The organism is Streptococcus sp. SCPM-O-B-15294 (M123) (assembly GCF_058200455.1).
The window spans coordinates 268,112-289,225 of record NZ_JBYQGU010000001.1; the positions used below are offsets into that span (position 1 = coordinate 268,112).

The 21,114-nt window shown below is 44.2% G+C and carries 14 protein-coding genes; 5 read left to right on the forward strand and 9 right to left on the reverse strand.

Annotated features, from left to right (window positions below; translation table 11 throughout):
- Window positions 1-32 precede the first annotated feature (32 nt).
- The 4 genes from AC3E8G_RS01185 (at window position 33) to AC3E8G_RS01200 (ending at window position 8,178) form a co-directional block, all read left to right on the forward strand.
- On the forward strand, window positions 33-1,640 hold the full coding sequence (locus tag AC3E8G_RS01185; protein ID WP_490676828.1) for a glycoside hydrolase family 13 protein: 1,608 nt from the start codon (window positions 33-35) through the stop codon (window positions 1,638-1,640).
- A 272-nt stretch (window positions 1,641-1,912) separates the two neighbouring features.
- A complete protein-coding gene (metE, locus tag AC3E8G_RS01190; protein ID WP_490676829.1) occupies window positions 1,913-4,162 on the forward strand; it encodes a 5-methyltetrahydropteroyltriglutamate--homocysteine S-methyltransferase in 2,250 nt (749 codons plus the stop codon).
- A 71-nt stretch (window positions 4,163-4,233) separates the two neighbouring features.
- Window positions 4,234-5,109 carry a methylenetetrahydrofolate reductase [NAD(P)H] gene (gene metF / locus AC3E8G_RS01195; RefSeq protein WP_048716370.1) on the forward strand — a complete coding sequence of 292 codons (876 nt, stop codon included), beginning with the start codon at window positions 4,234-4,236 and terminating at the stop codon, window positions 5,107-5,109.
- Between the two features lie 132 nt (window positions 5,110-5,241).
- A complete protein-coding gene (locus tag AC3E8G_RS01200; protein ID WP_490676830.1) occupies window positions 5,242-8,178 on the forward strand; it encodes an ATP-binding protein in 2,937 nt (978 codons plus the stop codon).
- Window positions 8,179-8,280: 102 nt separating this feature from the next.
- Here AC3E8G_RS01200 and hutG read toward each other — a convergent pair whose 3' ends face one another.
- The 8 genes from hutG to hutU form a co-directional block, all read right to left on the reverse strand.
- Window positions 8,281-9,267 (reverse strand): formimidoylglutamase, encoded by a 987-nt coding sequence (gene hutG / locus AC3E8G_RS01205; RefSeq protein ID WP_490676831.1) that lies wholly within the window; start codon window positions 9,265-9,267, stop codon window positions 8,281-8,283.
- 87 nt (window positions 9,268-9,354) lie between these two features.
- The gene (hutH, locus tag AC3E8G_RS01210) at window positions 9,355-10,896 is read right to left on the reverse strand and encodes a histidine ammonia-lyase (RefSeq protein WP_490676832.1); all 1,542 of its coding nucleotides are present in this window, start codon (window positions 10,894-10,896) and stop codon (window positions 9,355-9,357) included.
- Between the two features lie 214 nt (window positions 10,897-11,110).
- The gene (locus AC3E8G_RS01215) at window positions 11,111-12,454 is read right to left on the reverse strand and encodes an APC family permease (protein ID WP_233331178.1); all 1,344 of its coding nucleotides are present in this window, start codon (window positions 12,452-12,454) and stop codon (window positions 11,111-11,113) included.
- 20 nt (window positions 12,455-12,474) lie between these two features.
- Window positions 12,475-13,053, reverse strand: coding sequence for a HutD/Ves family protein (locus AC3E8G_RS01220; RefSeq protein ID WP_272080091.1), 579 nt, complete (start codon window positions 13,051-13,053; stop codon window positions 12,475-12,477).
- A 15-nt stretch (window positions 13,054-13,068) separates the two neighbouring features.
- Window positions 13,069-14,742, reverse strand: a complete 1,674-nt coding sequence (locus AC3E8G_RS01225) for a formate--tetrahydrofolate ligase (RefSeq protein WP_490676833.1) — start codon at window positions 14,740-14,742, stop codon at window positions 13,069-13,071.
- A 52-nt stretch (window positions 14,743-14,794) separates the two neighbouring features.
- Window positions 14,795-15,424, reverse strand: a complete 630-nt coding sequence (locus AC3E8G_RS01230; protein WP_490676834.1) for a cyclodeaminase/cyclohydrolase family protein — start codon at window positions 15,422-15,424, stop codon at window positions 14,795-14,797.
- Between the two features lie 12 nt (window positions 15,425-15,436).
- The gene (gene ftcD / locus AC3E8G_RS01235; RefSeq protein ID WP_490676835.1) at window positions 15,437-16,336 is read right to left on the reverse strand and encodes a glutamate formimidoyltransferase; all 900 of its coding nucleotides are present in this window, start codon (window positions 16,334-16,336) and stop codon (window positions 15,437-15,439) included.
- A gap of 82 nt (window positions 16,337-16,418) precedes the next feature.
- The gene (gene hutU, locus AC3E8G_RS01240; protein WP_048716395.1) at window positions 16,419-18,449 is read right to left on the reverse strand and encodes a urocanate hydratase; all 2,031 of its coding nucleotides are present in this window, start codon (window positions 18,447-18,449) and stop codon (window positions 16,419-16,421) included.
- A gap of 200 nt (window positions 18,450-18,649) precedes the next feature.
- Here hutU and hutI point away from each other — a divergent pair, with 200 nt between their 5' ends.
- Entirely contained in the window at window positions 18,650-19,897 is a 1,248-nt protein-coding gene (gene hutI / locus AC3E8G_RS01245) for an imidazolonepropionase (protein WP_272080101.1), read from the forward strand.
- A gap of 108 nt (window positions 19,898-20,005) precedes the next feature.
- On the opposite strand, the gene AC3E8G_RS01250 is transcribed toward hutI, so the two are convergent.
- Complete coding sequence (locus tag AC3E8G_RS01250; protein WP_490676836.1) at window positions 20,006-20,977, reverse strand: hypothetical protein; 972 nt, start codon at window positions 20,975-20,977, stop codon at window positions 20,006-20,008.
- Window positions 20,978-21,114: the final 137 nt, after the last annotated feature.

Genomic DNA, 21,114 nt, shown 5'->3' on the forward strand with positions numbered 1-21,114 from the left:
GGATTACAAGTGAAACCAAAAAGGAGAATCGCATGAAGAAAAAATGGTGGCATGATGCCGTGATTTATCAAATCTATCCCAAGAGTTTTTTAGATAGCAATGGAGATGGAATCGGTGACCTCAAGGGGATCATCAGTAAGCTGGATTATTTGGAAAAGTTAGGTATTACGGCCATTTGGCTGTCTCCTGTCTACCAAAGCCCTATGGATGATAATGGCTACGATATATCTGATTATGAGGATATTGCTTCCATCTTTGGCACCATGGAAGATATGGAAACATTGATTGCGGAGGGGCAAAAGCGCGGTATTAAGATGATCATGGATTTGGTGGTCAACCATACATCTGATGAACATGCTTGGTTCATCGAGGCCAAGGAAAATCCAAACAGTCCAGAGCGGGATTACTATATTTGGCGGGACCAACCCAATGATCTTGTATCTACCTTCAGTGGTTCAGCTTGGGAATTTGATCCAGCTTCCCAGCAGTATTATTTGCACTTCTTTAGTAAGAAGCAACCAGACCTGAATTGGGAAAATGAGACCCTTCGGCAGAAGATTTATGACATGATGAACTTTTGGATCGACAAGGGGATCGGTGGTTTTCGGATGGATGTCATCGACATGATTGGAAAAATTCCTGATCAGAAGATCGTAGCCAATGGTCCCATGCTCCACCCTTATCTGAAAGAAATGAATCGAGCGACTTTCGGGGATAAGGATTTGTTAACGGTCGGGGAGACCTGGGGAGCGACACCTGAGATTGCTAAGCAATACTCTGGTCCTGACAATGAAGAATTATCGATGGTCTTTCAATTTGAACACATTGGGCTTCTCTTCCAAGAGGGTCAGCCCAAATGGCACTATGCGAAGAAGCTCAATGTTCCTAAGTTGAAAGAAATCTTTTACAAGTGGCAGACGGAACTGGGCATGGATGAAGGCTGGAACTCCCTCTTTTGGAACAATCATGACCTTCCTCGGATTGTCTCTGCCTGGGGAGATGACCAAGTCTACCGGGTGAAGTCCGCTAAGGCCCTAGCCATTCTTCTTCATTTGATGAGAGGGACACCTTATATCTACCAGGGGGAAGAGATTGGCATGACCAACTATCCTTTTAAGAGCCTGGACGAAATCGAAGATATTGAATCTATTAACTACGCCAAGGAAAGCCTAGAAAAGGGAGTGGAGCTAGACACCATTATGGACCAGATCCGACATATTGGCCGGGACAATGCTCGAACCCCTATGCAGTGGTCCAAGCTGCCACAGGCTGGTTTTACAACCGGTCGCCCATGGCTAGCTGTCAATCCAAACTATCAGGAAATCAATGTAGAAGCAGCTTTGGCTGATCCCTCATCCATTTTTTATACCTACCAACAATTAGTTGCCCTCCGTAAGGAGCAAGACTGGTTGATCTCGGCAGACTTTGAGCTAGTGGATACAACGGATCAGGTCTTTGCCTACCAACGAGTAGATGGGAATCAACGCTATTTGATTGTGGTCAATTTGTCTAGTCAAGTCCAGAGCTTTGAACTGGAGCAAGACTATCAGGAGGTCCTCATTAGCAATACCAATGTAGAGCAGGTCAAACAAACAAAAGTATTGGAACCTTGGGATGCTTTTTGTGTGCAACTAACTTGAGCATAAGTTCCTACAAAAAAAGAAGCGGATAGCTTCTTTTTTGTTTTAGAGGGAACGAGGACTGTCCTATGGGAGGGGTCTCAGTCTGTCTGGTAGAAGCCTTATAGTTATTTTTTATAAGGACTATTAGTTCTGGTCAATGACAAGAGGCGGAAACCCTTGATCTATAAGGTTATAGCTTCTGGCTATATCATAAACCATTGAAAAGCAATTATACAGAAGGGGCTTCTTCTGATAAGATAGACTCAACTTGAATTTTTGGAGGACAAAACATGTCAACTACAATTATCGGATTCCCTCGTTTGGGTGAATTCCGCGAACTAAAATTTACAACTGAGAAATATTTTAGAAACGAAATTACAGCTGAAGATTTGTTGGACGCTGCAAAAGAATTGCGTGCCAAACACTGGAACATTGTCAAAGAAAAAGGGATCACTGAAATCCCATCAAATGACTTTTCTCATTATGACAACTTCCTCGATGCTGCTTTCCTCTTCAATGTGGTTCCTGCATCGGTTCAAAACTTGGACTTGTCTGATCTTGAACGCTACTTCGCTTTGGCGCGTGGTTACCAAGGAGAAAAAGGGGATGTGCGTGCTCTTCCAATGAAGAAATGGTTTAACACCAACTACCACTACATCGTTCCAAAATTTGAAAAAACAACAGAAGTCAAATTGGCTGGTCACAAGATTTTTGATGAGTACCAAGAAGCCAAAGAATTGGGTCTTGATACTCGTCCAGTTGTGGTTGGACCATTCACTTTCCTTCAATTATCAGACTTTGAAGAAGGCGTAAAAGCAGAAGACTTCGTGGATAGCTTAGTAGCTGCTTACCAAGATGTTTTTGCTAAATTGGCTGAGCTTGGTGCAACTCGTATTCAATTGGACGAAGCTGCTCTTGTTAAAGATTTGTCAGCTGAAGAAAAAGCTCTCTTCTTGAACCTCTACAACAAACTCTTGGCTGACAAAAAAGGTCTTGAGGTCTTGATCCAAACTTACTTCGGTGATGTTCGTGACGTTTACACTGACCTTGTGAAATTGCCAGTAGATGCGATTGGTTTGGACTTTGTTGAAGGGAAGAAAACTCTTGAACTCGTTAAAGGTGGCTTCCCAGCTGACAAGACTCTTTATGCAGGTATTGTCAATGGTAAGAACATCTGGCGCAACAACTACGAAGCAAGCTTGGAAATCTTGAAACAAGTACCAGCTGAAAACATTGTTTTGACAACTTCTTGCTCACTGCTTCATGTGCCATTTACAACAGCTAATGAAGACTTTGAACCAGCTATCTTGAATCACTTTGCCTTTGCTGTTGAAAAATTGGAAGAACTTCGTGACTTGGATGCTATCCGCAATGGTCAAGGTGAAGAAGCTCTTGCAGCCAACAAAGAACTCTTTGCGACTGAACGTGTCGGAGCAAATGCGGAACTTCGTGCACGTATTGCTGGATTGACAGAAGCAGACTACACTCGTTTGCCAGTCTTTGCAGAACGTGAAGCTATCCAAGAAGATGCCTTCAAACTTCCAGCCCTTCCAACAACAACCATCGGATCCTTCCCTCAAACGAAAGAAGTTCGTGCGAAACGTTTGGCCTTCCGTAAGGGTGAATTGTCACAAGAAGAATACGATGCCTTCCTTGCTGAAACCATCGACGAATGGATCAAATGGCAAGAAGAAGTTGGATTTGACGTGCTTGTACACGGTGAATTCGAGCGGAATGACATGGTTGAGTACTTCGGTCAAAACTTGTCAGGTTACCTCTTCTCTAAGAATGGTTGGGTACAATCATACGGTATGCGTGGGGTGAAACCACCAATCATCTGGGGGGATGTGACTCGTCTCAACCCAATCACTGTCAAATGGTCTAGCTACGCACAAAGCCGTACGGACAAACCTGTAAAAGGTATGTTGACTGGACCTGTTACCATCCTTAACTGGTCATTCCCACGCGAAGACATCTCTATCAAGGATTCTACTCTTCAAATCGCTCTTGCTATCAAGGATGAAGTTCTTGACCTTGAAGCTGCAGGCGTGAAGATCATCCAAATCGACGAGGCTGCTCTTCGTGAGAAATTGCCACTCCGTCGTAGCGACTGGTACGAAGACTACCTTGACTGGGCGATTCCAGCCTTCCGTTTGGTACACTCAACAGTAGCACCAGACACACAAATCCACACGCACATGTGTTACTCAGAATTTACAGATATCATCCCAGCTATCGACAACATGGATGCAGACGTTATCTCATTTGAAGCGAGCCGTTCAAACCTTGAAATCTTGGACGAACTCAAAGCGAAAAACTTCCAAACAGAAGTTGGACCTGGGGTTTACGATATCCACTCACCTCGTGTGCCTAACGAAGGCGAAATCGACCACACAATCGAAGCAATCCTTGCGAAAGTACCAAGCAGAAAAGTTTGGATCAACCCTGACTGTGGTTTGAAAACACGTGGAATTAAAGAAACAAAAGAAAGCTTGATCCGTCTTGTAGAAGCGGCAAAAGCTGCTCGTAAAGCGCTATAAAGCAAGTAGAAATTCCTAAGCTTGCTCGATAGCAAAAAAAGAATTGCTCAATCAAGAAAGGAATACATTTGATGACTAAGCAAACACCGTCGCTCTCCTTTGAGGTTTTCCCTCCAAATCCTGAAGTAGGCAATGCCAAGCTCTTACGTGCCTTGGAAAATATGCAGGAATTAGCTCCACACTTTATCAGTGTGACAGCTAGCAATAATAAATACAATATCAAAGAGACGACGGTTGCTTTAGCCAATCATATTCAGAATGAATTGTCTATTCCGACCATTGCCCACTTACCTGCCATCTATCTAAGCAAGGAAAAAGTAGCAGATACCCTTCATGAATTAGATCAAGTAGGGGTTCATCGGATCTTGGCCCTTCGTGGTGATATTATTCCTGGTATTGAGCCTTTAAAAGACTTTCGTTATGCAACGGACTTGATTGAATTTATTAAAACAGAAGCTCCTCACTTTGATGTAATCGGTGCTTGTTACCCAGAAGGTCACCCAGATTCGCCAAACCAAATTTCAGATATTCAAAATCTGAAAAAGAAAGTGGATGCTGGATGTTCGAGCCTAGTGACTCAGCTTTTCTTTGACAATGAGCGTTTCTACGATTTTCAAGATAAGTGTACCTTGGCGGGAATTGATGTTCCCATTCATGCAGGGGTGATGCCAATTCTTAACAGAAACCAGGCCCTTCGCTTGTTGAAGACTTGTGAAAATGTTCATATCCCACGGAAATTCAAAGCCATTCTGGATAAGTATGAACATGATCCAAAATCCCTTCGTGCGGCTGGTTTAGCCTATGCGGTGGATCAAATCGTTGATTTGGTCACACAAGATGTTGCCGGTGTCCATCTCTACACCATGAACAATGAAGATGTAGCCTATCATGTCCACCATGCAACAAAAGCGTTATTTGAACACCAACCAAACTTGGAAGTGATTTAATCAACAGTCTAAGCAGGAATTGTAGAGATTGAGAAAAAATTTTCTCAGTCTCTTTTTTACTTGGACCAATCGCTTGCTAAATGGCAACTTTTTTTTTATAGTATTAATATGAAGATTTTGGAGGCGCTTGCAATGAAGAGAGAACTCACGTTGAAGTTATTTGGACCCCCTAAGGTTGTTTTCCAACAGAAAGACATCCGTTTCTCCTTCTCGAAGATGGAGGCTTTATTTTATTACTTAGCTGTATCGGGTGAGGTTAACCGTGATGAAATTGCGGGTATTCTCTGGGGGGATAAGGAAAACCAAGTCGCTCGGAAAAATCTACGGAATACTGTTTACCAAGCCAATAAAATCTTTGAAGGAGATGTCATTGTTTCTCCAAGTAGGAGTAGCCTGGCCCTTAATCCTGAGTTGAATCTTTCTTTGGATGTCCAGCTTTTTGAAAGGGATCCGATAAGCAATTTACATCTTTATCAGGGAGATTTTCTAGAAGGCTTCTATGTCAAGGATGATGAGGACTTTGACCAGTGGGCTTCGCGCAAACGGAGCGCTTATAAGCAACTCTATATTGAAAGCTGTTATCAAAAGATTGACAAGGAGGGGCTGGGGGATCCTGGTATAGAGTCCTTACTCCACCATTTAGTAGAGCTGGATGAATTTGAAGAAAAGAACTACCAGCTCTTGATGGAGTATTATAGAGTCCATCACCAGCTGGGGAAATTTTTTGAGACCTATTACAAGCTGGTTGATTTATTGGATCGTGAGCTGAATGTTCGTCCCAGTCGAGTGATAGAAGAACTGTATCATTCTGTTTTGGAAGCTAAACGCACCCGTAAACAGAGCAATCGTGTGAATGTCCGAGAACTCCCTTTCTTTGGTCGCAAACAAGAACTGTCCCAACTGGAAGAGTACCTCTCCTTAGTAGAGAAGGGGGAAGCGGTTGGCCCTCTCTTGGTCATGGGGCAATCTGGAACAGGCAAAAAACGTTTATTGCGTCAATTGGTCTTGCTGTCCAATCGTAGTTTTAGCTTTGTCAAGCTGGAAGGCAAAGTCGGCAGTCGCCAAGAAGAAGGAGGGAACTGGGACGACCTCAAAGCTTCCCTAGAGAAAGTGAGTGGGGGCTTGGAAGCTCCTCCTCTAGGAAAAGCGGACAATCTCCCTGCTGTCCGGAAGCACCTTCAAAGACTCAGCCAAGAAAAACCTCTCCTGATTCTGCTTGAAAATGCTCAGTGGATGGATGCGGCCTCATTCAATAAAGTAAAGCAATTGGAGGAGAAAAGTAGCGGGGAAAGATGGCAACTGATTGTTACAGCTGAGGGGCCTTTGCCGGAATTCTTGGTCACCTTCTTTGGGAGTTTAAAAGTCGAGAGACGGTTGTCCCAGCTAGAGTTGACCAATTTTGATCCGAGTGAAAGTCGATTACTCTTGCAAGGGCAACTGGGGCAGATAGAACCAGCCCTGATCGAGCAAATGATGGAGTGGAGTGAAGGTAGTCCCTTCTTGTTGTCCAGCTATATAGAAGAGTGGAAAGAGAAGGAAAGTTTAGAGCCCTTACCTGATATCATTCAAGCCTATCTGTCTCAAGAGCTGGGTGACTTGAGCAGTGAAGAGGAGTCCCTTCTTCATTATTTGTCTTGTTTTCATAAGCCGATATCCATGTCTATCTTGGCCGATTTGACAGCTACAGATCTTTCAGTTTTAACTGCATTATTAGATCCTTTAGCTCAAAGAGGAATCATCTCAATAGTGGAGGAAGGGGAGGATCTCTTGGTCCAATTTTGCAAGCAATTGGTAGCCATGTACTTCTACCAACTCCTGTCACCAGCCAGACGGCGTCTCTTCCATCAACAAATCGCGCAAAAACTGGAAGAAACCTTAGAAGATTCGACAGACCTGCTCTTCTATAAGGAAATAGCTTACCAATACAAGCAGTCCCAAAATCACTTGCGTTCCCTATCCTTTGAGCTGACCTACTTAGAAGAAATCCTCCAGTTGGAACATGAACTATTCCCAATATACTCCAAGGGAGAAGAGGGAGTAGTATCAGATGGTGAAAATAGCCATTTGGACATTTTTGGGGAACTCTCTCGTCTTCGTCGAGAACTGGAACAGCTTTTTTCGCGACACCAAAAAGATAGAGACTACAAGTATTTGCAACTGCGCTACTTGTATCTAGAGGGGCGATACTTCATTCGAAGTGGTGAGTACCAAAAGGGGATTCATGATATTCAAAAGGTCATCTCCTATGCGCGGGAACTCAAACGGCTCGACTTCCTTTTAGAAGGGTACCGGCAAATCATTTATTATTGCATTCAAACAGAAAATATTTCTGAAATGGCCTATTACACAGATTTGGCTTTAGAAGATGCGATTCAGGCCAACAACCATGAAGCGATTGCGATTCAGTTACGCTTGAAGGGGTTGTACCATTTGATGGTAGGGGATGAGGAGCAGGCGACCCGCCACCTCTATCGCTCCATTGATTGCTTTAGTCTGACCAATAGCATGCAGGCCAAGTATGCCATTCAAATTGCAGCATCTTTAGCCTACCTGGCTGAAATAGAGCAAGTGAGAGGGCATTTTCAAGTAGCTGTCACCCATTTGGAAGAGGTCCTACGCTTGGTGGGAGATCAATCTGTTGATTCAGTCCGAGTGGTGTTTGAAATCGATCTTGGGATTGCCTACTATTGGAAGGGGGATTTGGTCCAAGCCCGATTCTATTTTGACAGGGCTCAAAAGGTTTTGTCCAGTGTTCGCTTCCCTTGGAAGGAAGAACTGCTCGGATTTTATCAATCCTTAATTGCCTGTCATTTCGGAGAGCAAGAGAAGGTGGCAACTTACCTATCTCGTAAAGAAGGAGCCATGAAGCAAACGACGAATGCACGAGACAAGGGGATGGTGTATTATCTCTTGGCCTTCTTGGCGGCCCAGAAGGAGCAAGGAGAGCAACTGGTTCCTGCTTTGAGTGCTTTCTTGAAAGAAGATAAGAATTACTACAAGAAACTGGCAGAGCAACACCTGACTCCGTATAGAGACCGTCTCTTCCTCAAGAGATTAAAAGTCATCTAGTATAGCTCATCAAATGTCACGAAGGAAGAATAAAAAAAGGCTTATCAACACCCAAGGGCTGGATGTTGATAAGCCTTTTGTATGTTAGAGAGGTTTTGAATCTTATTTTTGTTGAGACAAGATTTGGGTCAAGTAAAAGATAAAGGTTGCAGCAAGGTTGGAAGTATGGTTGTCAATATCATGAGGAGGGGAAACCTCCACAATATCAAATCCAATCAGTTTGCCGCTAGCTGCAATGTGTTGGAGTAGCATCAGGGCTAGTTTTGGATCCACACCAAGTGACTGGATGGCACTGACGCCAGGGGCAGAACCAACGGCAAAGCAGTCCATATCGATGGAGAGGTAGATCGCTGTCTGTTTTTCTAAGAATTGATCAATCCGATCAAGAATGGCCTGGTGGCTCATCCGGAAGAGATCTTGTCCTGTTAAGAAATCAATGCTTGGTGTTTTTGCCACATAGTTGAATAGGAACAAGTTGTTGCTGTGTTCCTGGATGCCCAAGATCAAGTAAGGGAAATCTTTGCTCTCTTCTTTTGCGTGGTCTGCCATTTGGCGAAATCCTGTTCCAGAGTTGGGACCGGTTTGGTCGTAAGGACGCAGGTCAAAGTGAGCATCTAGGTTGATGACAGCCAATTGTTCATCTGGTTGCAAGGAGGATTTGAGGCCCAGGTAGTGACCATAAGCCGTTTCGTGCCCTCCACCGAGGACGATTGGTTGAATATTTAGCTCCAACATCCGTTTGACAGTTAGAGAGAGGCTCTCTTGCAAATCTTCAAGAGAACGATTGGGGCCATCGATATTTCCGACATCAAAAACTGTGACGTTGGTGCCCCAGTGCCAAGGAAGTTTGGCGAGCTGGGTGCGAATAGCATTAGGGCTTTCGACAGCACCGACGCGACCGTTATTGATATAGACTCCTTTATCGCTTTTAAAACCAAGGATTCCAAAGGTGACTTCTTCAAAAGGAGTCAAGGTTTCATCATTCAAATCCAAAAACTTCGTCAGCATTCCCCATTTGGCTGTATAGGGATTGTCCTCAATACTGCCTTGGTAATAACTGTAAGTCATTGGGTAATAATCTCTAAGCACGTTACATGCCTCCGTTTGTTTGTATTTGGCTAGAAAGGGAAAGGCTGAGAAATTTTCTCAGCCTTTTTCTGCTGTATCCTTACTGTATCAGTATTGAATGCTTAAGTCAACTGCTTTTTCGATGGTTGCTAAGAATTCTTCACTTTCGACAACGGCAGATGCTTTATTGAGTTCTTCGAAGATTTCGATGTCCTTGTCAAATTCAATGAAGGCCACCTTGCTGCGAATCATGTCATAGGCTGGTTTTGTACCTTTACCAAGTTCATGATTTTCTGGTTTGAGATCCAAAGCTTGGCAGGCTGCCATAATTTCAGTCGCAACGATGCGACGTGAATTCTTGAGGATTTCAGCTGCTTTACGAGCGGCAGTAGTTCCCATGCTGACGAAGTCTTCTTGGTTTTCACAAGATGGGATTGAGTCTACGCTGGCTGGGTGAGACAAGATTTTGTTTTCAGATGCAAGGGAGGCACAAGCATACTGCGTGATCATGAAGCCTGAGTTGAGGCCAGGGTGTTTAACTAAGAAGGATGGCAATTTACTGAGTTGGCTGTTGACCAAGCGTTCCACCCGACGTTCAGATACGTTACCGATTTCAGAAAGGGCGATACCTAAGAAATCGAATGGTTGAGCCATTGGTTCACCGTGGAAGTTTCCTCCGGAGATGACGTGTCCTTCCTTGGTGATGATTGGGTTATCTGTTACAGAGTTGATTTCGATTTCAACTTTTGTTTTCACATAAGCAATAGAGTCCTTGCTGGCTCCATGGATTTGAGGGATACAACGGAGTGTATAAGGGTCTTGTACCCGTTGTTGGGTTGCTACCGTTGTGTTCTTGCTTCCTTCAAGGAGATTACGGATATTGCGAGCAGTTGCCAATTGTCCACTTTGAGGACGGATGGTATGAAGGTCTTCTTCAAATGGGCTTGTAATACCATTGTGGACTTCCATTGAAAGAGCACCGGCAATGTCAGACAGTTTGAGCAATTGGATACCATCATAGGTTGCAAGAGCACCGATACCGGTTAGGACAGTCGTACCATTAATCAAGGCAAGCCCTTCTTTAGCAGCCAATTGGATCTTTTCAATACCAGCTTGGTCGAGGGCTTCTTGACCACTCAAGAGTTGACCTTTGTAGTAGGCATGTCCAAGACCTAGCATTGGTAAAACCATATGGGCAAGTGGTGCTAAGTCTCCAGAAGCTCCAAGAGAGCCTTTTTCAGGGATATAAGGAGTCACTCCTTTGTTAAGCAATTCTAACAGTTTTTCAACGGTTGACAGACGAATGCCAGAATAACCTTTCAAGAGAGAGTTGATCCGGATGAGCATGATGGCACGAACAGCATCTTCTGGAAGTGGATCACCAAAACCAGATGCGTGAGTACGGATCAAGTTTTCTTGCAGTTGGACAGTATCTTCTGGAGAAATGCTGACATTACAGAGGGAGCCAAATCCAGTGGTCACACCATAGACAACACGTTTTTCACGGACGATATCATCAACAATTTTACGAGATGCAATGACAGCTTCTTTTGCCGCTTCATCTAACTCACATTGGGCACCGTGCCGAGCAACGGCGATGACTTCTTCGAGTGTTAAGCTGTTACCATCTAAATGAATCAATTGAGTCATATAAAACCTCCGATTATGAATTGTTCTGTAGAAGTAGATGTGTTTACTTCAGTTTGAATACCAAACGTGAGCCCATTGTCTATTGCTCTTAGGAAGATTGAAAGAAGTCTTAGAGAAAAGAGCTCAGGTTTGATATTCGTGGATTCTTAGATGGGCTAGGGAGCAAAGGAATGCTTTACTCCCGCTAAAGTTCCCATCTAGTGTGTAAATAGAATTAGTGAGGATTACTTTGTTTTTTAGGTAGTTTGTCACCGTGGAAGACATAGTAAAGACCACTAGCAATTACTAGACCGATAGCCCCCCAAACAAAGTTCATCATGTTGTCCCCTGCAATCATCAAGATACTGATCACAACAGCTAGAACTGGGATAACAGGACCAAATGGTACTCGGAAGGTAACCTTTTTATCTGGGTACATTTTTCTAAGTTTGATGGCTGCCAAAGCAGTTGGAATATATTGGAAGAAACGGAAGACAACACTGAAGGTTGCTAATGATTCGAAAGATCCAGATAACAAGAGTAAGAATGCAAAGGCACCGGAAATGATAATGGCTACGACTGGAGCATTCTTAGAGTTTGTTTTTCCAAGACCGGCTGGCAAGAGTTTTTCGTCTGCTAGGGCTGCACCGAAACGAGGAACCATGATGGATTCACCAATGTTTAGACCGGCGATTGAAATGAGGGCACCGTAAGAAACGAGAGGAGCTCCGATAGGGCCAATCATTTCAACAAATGCGTCTTGTACTGGTGCATTTGTTTGCATGATATGACCACCAAGCATGGCGATTGTTCCAGCAATGATTAACATGTAGAGGACAGATACGATACTGATAGATCCCAAGATAGCACGGGGAACGTTCTTTTCAGGGTTACGCATTTCCCCTGCAACGATGGACATGGTTTCGAATCCGATAAATCCGTAGAAGATGTAGACGGCAGTACTCGAAACAGCACTAAAGAGATTTGATCCGCTTTCCAATTGGAGGAAAGGTGTGAAGTTGCCCTTGCTCACGCCACCAGAAATGAAGAAGATGGCAAAGAGCGAGAAGAGGACAATAGGGATTAATTTTGCAACAGTAGCTGTCAGAGTGAACATCTTAGATGTTTTCAGACCGGCAATGTTCATCAGACTTAAGAGAACCAACATAACGATACTAATCGGTAGGTTATAGCCTTCGAATGCTGGGAAAGTAATGATGAAGATTTTGGCAAAACCGGCCAACATGGCAGCCCAAGCAATAACGGTAACGGCCCAACCGAGAATTCCGACGTTAAAGCCGACGAAGTCTCCGAAAGCTGCTTTTGAGTATTGCATAGCTCCACCGTTTTTGTCGAAGTAGCCAGCCGTTTCAGCCAGACAGGCTGATAGTAGCATGACGAGAACAGCTACCCCGAACATGACAGCTAGAGAAGCTGGTCCTAAACCGGCATAAATTTTTTGAGGTAAGAGGAAGATACCAGATCCGATTACGGCATTGATACCGTATAGAGTGGCACCGCTAAAGCTGAATTTCGCTTTTTCTTGTTCCTCAATCGACTGTTTATGTGCTCCGTTCATAATGTCTCTCCTTTTAAACATTATTTTAGCGCAGTCCAGATAGCAATCGGTTGCTCCCCAGACTGATGGGGTGAAAACGTGATTGTCATCTCTTGAAGAGGAGATGCTTGTTCGATAAACAGGAGCTCGTGAGTTTGGAGGGAGTAGGATTGTCCCTTTTTCCATTCAAGTGTTAGTGGACAGAGAGCATAGATCCATTGATAGCGACTCTGACTCGTGACACTTTCTTTTGGGGATATAGCACTCATATGCCCCTGATAGGAAGGTTTATAGATTAGATTAAAATCTTGACAGGTCCCTTGGCTAGATACGGGATCTCCCCCGTCAAAGAAGTAGCTTTGAAATGGCTTCAAAACCACTTCTTGATGTTGATGGGTGAGTGTAATCGATGAAGTCAGAGGCATCAAGATTCGGTGGTAGCCAGTGAGATCGGAAAAGTCACTTGTTTCAACCTCTACCGTTGCGGTGGAGAGGCGAAAGTCGAAGGTCCGATCTGGATAACTTCCTTCTTTTGGGGACAGGAAGAGTTGGGTGGTTTGGCCACCAGACCAAGTAGAAATCTGATAATCTGCGGGGGTAAGATGAAGGATAGTCACCATAGGACGTCCTCTTTCTTAAAAGAGACCAGTGATATTGCCTTGGGCGTCGATATCAATCTTTTCACTGGCAGGAACTTTAGGTAGGCCAGGCATGGTCATGATCGTTCCGGTGAGAGCTACGATAAAGCCAGCTCCGGCTGCTACCTTAAGGTTACTGATTTTTACAGTGAAATCTGTCGGTGCTCCAATCTTCTTGGCATCATCGGAGAAGGAATATTGTGTTTTGGCCATACAGATTGGGTAGTTGGAGAAACCAAGTGCTTCCAATTCTTTGAGTTCGCGTTTGGCAGCTGGTGTTAAGCTAATACCCTTTCCACCATAGACTTTTGTAACGATCTTGGTCAATTTTGTTTCAATGCTGTCTTCTTCGTCATAGACATAAGAGAAGTGGTTTTCTTCTTGAGCCAGTTGAATGACTTTTTCAGCCAAGTCACGGCCGCCAGCTCCACCATGTGCCCAGACATCTGAGATGACCACATCTACATTGCGTTTCTTACAAGATTCATAGACAGCTTCTAGCTCTGCCTCTGTATCCAGTGGGAATTTGTTGATGGCAACAACCACTGGTAGGCCGTAGACTTTTTGGATGTTGGCCAAGTGTTTGTCTAGGTTTGGCAGACCATCGATAACGGCTTGGACATTTTCAGTAGCCAGGTCTGCCTTTGCAACACCACCATGCATCTTGAGAGCGCGAATGGTTGCTACGAGGACAACGGCAGCAGGTTTGAGTCCGGCCATACGGCACTTGATATCGATGAATTTTTCAGCACCTAGGTCTGCTCCGAAACCGGCTTCTGTCACGACATAGTCTGCATATTTGAGGGCTAGTTTAGTAGCTAGCACACTGTTACAGCCATGAGCAATATTGGCAAATGGGCCACCGTGGATGATGGCAGGAGTATGCTCCAAGGTTTGGACCAAGTTCGGATGGATGGCATCTTTAAGGACGGCTGCCATAGCACCACCAGCTTTTAGGTCTTTGGCTGTCACTGGTTGTCCTTGGTAGTTGTATCCGATAATGATGCGATCGAGGCGTTCTTTGAGGTCAAGGATATTTTCTGAGAGACAGAGAATAGCCATGATTTCAGACGCCACCGTGATGTCAAAGCCATCTTCACGAGGAACCCCGTTTGTCTTTCCTTGAAGGCCGTCGACAATATGGCGGAGTTGACGGTCGTTCATGTCGACCACCCGTTTCCAGGTGATGCGACGAGAATCGATGCCCAACTCATTGCCATGATGGATGTGGTTGTCAATCAAGGCTGCAAGCAAGTTGTTGGCAATCCCAATGGCATGGAAGTCTCCGGTAAAGTGAAGGTTAATATCTTCCATTGGAACCACTTGAGCGTACCCGCCACCGGCAGCTCCACCCTTGATCCCAAAGACAGGGCCGAGTGAAGGTTCGCGGAGGGCAATGACTGCTTTCTCACCAATAGCTGAGAGGGCATCCACTAGTCCAACAGAGGTGGTTGTCTTTCCTTCTCCGGCAGGAGTGGGAGAGATAGCTGTCACGAGGATCAGCTTCCCATCTTCCTTGTCCTTTAGTTGTTCCAGTTGATTGCTATCGATTTTTGCCTTGTATTTTCCGTAGAGCGAAATGTCGTCTTCAGTCAATCCAAGTTCAGCAGCGATTTCCGTGATGGGCTTCATTTGGACAGAATTGGCAATTTCAATATCCGATAAAACCATAGAATCCCTTCTTTCTTTGTAAGTATTGAAGTTATAAAGTTGATTGATAGGTTTATGATAGGCTTTCTAAAATGCTTTGGTAAATGTTATCTGCAAGGTCAGAACCTGTTTGGAGGAGTTCGAGTCCTTTACCGTGGTATTCTTGAACGAAGTCTTGGTCCTTGATTCCTGAAATGTTGATCAGGACATTGAGCCAAGCCCCCTGAAGTCCAGCTTTAAGGTTGAGAGCAGCCACACCTAAGTCACTCGCCGCATTGGTGTTGGACTTACCAACAGCTTCTTTTGTTGTTTCAAGCGCCTCAACGATGAGCTCCATCATAGAGAAAGGAGATACTGTCGCATGTTTCAAAGCTTTTTGCATGGCTTCGCGACGAGCGGCTTTCTCTTCTTCGGTTTCTTTTGGAAGATCAAAGACTGCTGATACAACGTTGAAAGCTTCTGTATCTTTGTCAATGGCTTCTAGTAATTGGTCTTGTAGGTGAGCACTTTTTTCGTGAACCCCTTTGATGTGGTCTTCAAATTCAGCGTATTTTTTCTTACCAATGGTCAGTTCACAGACCATTTTTGTAAGGGAAATCCCGTTTGCAGCAGATAGGGCAGCAGCAGAACCGCCACCTGGAGCTGGGGCATCTGAACCAAGAACCTTGGCAAACTCTGTAATACTTAAGTCAACTAGTTTCATAGAACTCCCTTTCTAACCCAACAAGTGATTTTCCAAGACTTGTTTGCTGTAGTCAAAGTCCTCTAATTGCAAGTAGTATTCAGCAGAGTCAATCAGAGCCTTAGCAGGAGCCAGACCAATGAGTTCTGTTCCAGTGATGCGAACCCCGTAGCGTTGTGCTTCGAAACGAACGGTTTCAACGACGCGATACAATGGGAATTTTTCCAAGTTGACCATGTTGATAGAGACTTGGGCGATGTTGCGATCTTCTAGCATGACACCGATTGCTTTACAGTATTTGTATCCTCCGCTAGATCCACGAATGACTTTAGAAATGTTGTTGGCAATTTCTAGATCATCTGTGTCAAGGTTGATATTGAAGGCAACGAGTGGCATACGGACACCAACAGCTGTAACCCCTGCAGTTGGGTGAATCTTGCGTTCACCGTAGTCTGGCTTCCAGTCCTCTTCCAACAATTTTTCTGGCATTCCTTCAAATTGTCCTTTACGCACTTTAGCCAAGTTTTTCCGTTCTGGGCGAGTTGCAGCATCTTCATAAAGGAAGATTGGAATACCCAATTCACGATTGATGCGTTCCGCTACTTTATTAGCGATTTCGACACATTCTTCTGTTGTGATATCTTTGACTGGAACGAATGGACAAACGTCTGTTGCCCCCATCCGAGGATGTTCGCCTTCGTGTTTGGTCATATCGATGTTTTCAGATGCGTATTTTACCAATTGGAAAGCCACTTCTTGAATGCTTTCTTCATCCCCAACGAGTGTAAAGACGCTACGGTTGTGACTGGCGTCAGACGAGTAGTCCAGCAGTGTAACACCTGGAATACTTTTTGCTGTAGCTGCTAATCCGTCGATCACAGCTTGATTGCGTCCTTCAGAGAAGTTTGGAATACACTCAACAATTTTTGCCATATGATTACCTCTTTTTATAGGAGAAGTTGGGGAGGAGGAGTCTTTGTATTTCCTCCCCTTTCTCAGTTTTTATTTTTTGATGTTAAAACAATTTTTGAACCGCATCTTTAACCAAATCTTCGTCTGCAAGATAAGGAATGGTGATGTGGTCTGTTCCTGCATGGAGACGGTTGTATTCGATTGCTGTTTCAATCGCATGGTTATTTCTTGCCCAGTTCCGACGAGCAACCCCACCCATGGTATCCCATGCAATCGCGGATTTGATGATTTCATCGATCCGGTGGCTACCGTCTAGAACGAGACCAAATCCTCCGTTGATGGCCTTACCGATACCAGTACCACCACCATTGTGGAGAGCCACGAGACTCATACCGCGAGCGGCGTTACCGGCGTAACATTGAACCGCCATATCGCAAGTAACGTTTGAACCATCTTTGATATTGGATGTTTCACGGAATGGAGCATCTGTACCAGATACGTCATGGTGGTCACGTCCAATCATGACCGGTCCGATCTTGCCTTGGCGAATAAGTTCATTAAATTTCAAAGCGATATTGACACGTCCCATACAATCTTGATAGAGGATACGAGCTTGCGTACCAACGACTAATTGGTTCTTTTCAGCATCGCGAATCCAGTTGTAGTTGTCGCGGTCTTGGTAGCGACGAGTTGGATCGATCGCTTCCATGGCTGCATGGTCAGTTGCGATCAAGTCTTCATGTTTACCGCTGAGGCAGACCCAACGGAATGGACCATAACCATAGTCAAAGAGCATAGGTCCCATGATATCTTCTACATAAGATGGCCAAATGAAGCCGTCTTTGTCATCCAATCCATTCTTAGAAATTTCCTTGATGCCAGAGTCGTAAACAGATTTCATGAAGGCATTACCGTAGTCGAAGAAGTAGGTACCTTTAGCCGTCAAAGCTTTAATCACTGCAAAGTGACGAGCCAAGGTTTCATCGACCAAGCGATGGAAGGTTTCTTTGTCTTCTGCCAACAAACGTGTCCGTTCTTCAAAGCTGATCCCAACTGGGCAATAGCCACCATCATAGACGTTGTGGCAAGAGGTTTGGTCAGACAAGAGGTGAACGTGGACTTGGTGTTCGTTGACATATTCGAGCAAGTCTACGATATTACCATGGTAGGCAATAGAAGTTGATTCACCAGCTTCCAGTGCTGCTTGAGCCAATTTCACAGCTTCTTCGGCACTGTCGGTTACTTGACTAATCCAGCCTTGAGAGTGACGGGTTTCAATCCGAGAGCGGTCCACTTCTGCAACGATGGCAACAGCTTTTGCAATTTCAGCTGCTTTCCCTTGAGCTCCACTCATACCACCGAGACCAGATGAAATGAAGAGTTTACCAGTTAAGTCGCCATCATCAGGCACACCGAGTTTAAGACGTCCAGCATTAAGAAGAGTGTTGAAGGTACCGTGAACGATCCCTTGAGGACCGATGTACATCCAGCCACCAGCCGTCATCTGACCGTAGTTGGTAACGCCCATCTCTTCAGCAATTTCCCAGTCACGCATGTTGTCATACTCACCGATCAAGAGACCGTTGGTAATGATGACACGAGGAGCTTCTGGTTTAGACTTGAAGAGGCCGAGAGGGTGCCCAGATTCAACCACCAAGGTTTGGTCCTCTGTCATGACTTCTAAGTATTTCTTGATCAAGTTGTACTGCATCCAGTTGGCACAGACAGAACCTGTTTCTCCGTAAGTGACCAATTCATAAGGATAAAGGGCAATTTCAAAGCTCAAGTTGTTGTCAATCATGACCTGCATAGCCTTAGCAGCGGTGCATTTTCCTTTGTACTCATCAATTGGTTTTCCATAGATGCGATCTTTTGGACGGAAGCGATAGCCATAGATCCGACCGCGAGTTTTTAGTTCTTCCAGAAATTCTGGGATCAACTCTTGGTGGAATTTTTTAGGGATGTAACGCAGAGCATTTTTAAGAGCAATCTCAGTCTGAGCTTGCGTTAAGCGGAAGCCTCTATCAGGTGCACGACGGATGCCTTCTTGAAAAGTTGCCTTTTCAGGAAGGACATCAAAGTCAAGTTTGACAGACATAGCAGCTGCAATTTCTTTATCGTCTATAAATGACATAGTAGGAACCTCCTTATGTGTAGACTATGAATTTATATTTTCTTTATTGTATCCAAGAAACGTCAATAAAGAGTCAAAAATAAATTTAATTTTTAATAAAGCAAAAAAAAATGAGGGAGAAACTTTTTGACTTTTTTTTGACGCTTTTTCTTTAGAATTGTAAAATGAATAACAATGGAAATAGAAAGGAATGTTTTCATATGTCTGCTGATGTAATCTTAACCCACTTTAACCAGTTGTTTTGTCCAAATGATTTAGGCCATCCTCTCTATGGAAAAGAGATGGCAGAAGCGCAAATCCTTTCCGATGCTTATATCGCTATTAAGGATGGAAAAATCCTCGCAGTTGGGACAGGTCAACCAGATCCAGAACTGGTCGATGACCATACGGAAGTAAAATCTTGTGAAGGAAAAGTTGCAACTCCTGGTTTGATCGACTGCCACACTCACTTGGTCTATGGAGGCAGTCGTGAACATGAATTTGCGAAAAAGTTAGCGGGTGTTTCTTACTTAGACATCCTCGCTCAAGGCGGTGGAATTCTGAGCACTGTTCGGGCAACACGTGAAGCATCTTTTGACAATCTCTATAACAAGTCCAAACGATTGTTGGACTATATGTTGCGTCATGGAGTGACCACCGTTGAGGCTAAGAGTGGCTATGGTTTGGATTGGGAAACTGAAAAACGCCAATTAGATGTAGTAGCAGCCTTGGACCGTGACCATGAAATTGATCTGGTTTCGACCTTTATGGCAGCCCATGCGATCCCGACGGAGTACAAGGGCCGTTCAAAAGAGTACTTAGATCTCATCATTGAGCAAATGCTTCCAAAAGTGAAGGAAGAAAAGTTAGCTGAATTCTGTGATATCTTCTGTGAAAAGGGTGTCTTTACAGCAGATGAGTCCCGCTATCTTCTGTCAAAAGCCAAGGAAATGGGCTTCAAACTGCGGATCCATGCGGATGAAATCGAGTCTATCGGTGGTGTGGATGTTGCAGCTGAATTGGAATCTACTAGCGCAGAACACCTGATGGTGATTACCGATGAAGGTATTCAAAAACTAGCCGCAGCAAAAGTTATCGGAAATCTTTTGCCAGCTACAACCTTCAGCCTCATGGAAGATACCTATGCACCAGCTCGTAAGATGTTGGATGCTGGCATGGCCATTACCCTAACAACGGACAGCAATCCAGGATCCTGTCCGACAGCCAATCTCCAGTTTGCCATGCACCTGGGTTGCTTCATGATGCGTTTGACGCCAGTTGAGATTCTCAATGCGGTAACTATTAATGCAGCTTATTCAGTCGATCGTGCCAAAACTATTGGATCTTTTGATACTGGAAAACAGGCCGATATCACGATTTACGATGCACCAAATCTAGATTATCTCTTCTATTTCTTTGCGACCAACCTAGTGACAGATGTCTATAAAAATGGTAAAAAAGTGATTTGATCTTCGCGTTTCAAATGTGACCTAAATAGAAAAAATCCCCTCATCAATTGATTCTGATGAGGGGATTTTAGTGCTGAGAAAAGTATTTCCAAAGGGAGTTGGAAAGCTTTAAATTCCAACCTTGACATCTGGGAATCTCTCAGACACCTGTGCAAAAAGAGTGTAAAGTTGTTCTTCAGCGTTCTTCTTATTTTTAATGGCTAGGCGGTGCTGTTTCTTTGGTTTGTCCTTGCGGATGTAGCACAATTGAAAGATCGAGCGAGCAATCCCTGATTGACGAACTCGAGTGACATGTAAGTATAGTTGTTGAACCTCTCGTAAATCAATCGTTTGCGTTCCTTTAAAATAAGTGATCAAATGATTCTTGTACAAGATAACTTTTAAGTCTTGATTGTAGTAGCTGGCTTCATCAGACAGGCGAGACAGATCTCCTTGGAGTTCGGGATAGTTTTGGTGGAGTTCCTGATAGGAAGCAATGGTCCGTTTCCGAACGGAGAAGCTGGCTACGACCATTATGATAGAAAGTCCAGCAAGAGCAGCTGAACCAATTAAGAGGAATAAGGAGTCTTTGTTGTACTCTGTGAGGCTTAAGTAATAGCTGGTCGTCATATTAAGTGACACGACAGAAGTCGGGTCGAGAAGGGAATGGATGTAGTCACTATAACCGACAAGGCGACCGTTACGAGACGTATTTTTGCTATCCTTTGCCAAAGGGGCTAATTGCGTTCCCTTTAGTTGATAAGGATCGGTCTGCAGTTCCCCATTTTTTGCCTTATCAATGACCTCTTTAATCGTCGCATCGTCTTTTTTGGCTTCGATCCCTGCAAACCTACCATCGTTTTGGTTATCGTACTGGACGATATAGAGGACGTGGCCGTTGTCCACAGTTCCGACAGGTTCTCGTGTAATATCATAGACCTTCATCGTTACAGGGTCCCCAGACTTTTCTGCCTTCGCAAAGCTAGTAGAAGGGTTCTGGCGGCCCATCCATAATGAAAATACTAATCCTGCGAATGCAAGAAAGACAAGGGCAAGCACTAGACCTGACACAAATCCTTTATTGCGTTTTTCCGTCATCATAATGATCTCCTTTAGTTTGACATCTAAAGTATATCATGAAAGATTTTATGTGACAAGGGGATTTATAGATAGCTGATTTCAAAGGCTTTTTAAGTGGTCTAAGCAGAAAGCTGTTTGTAAAATGATTGAAAAATGCT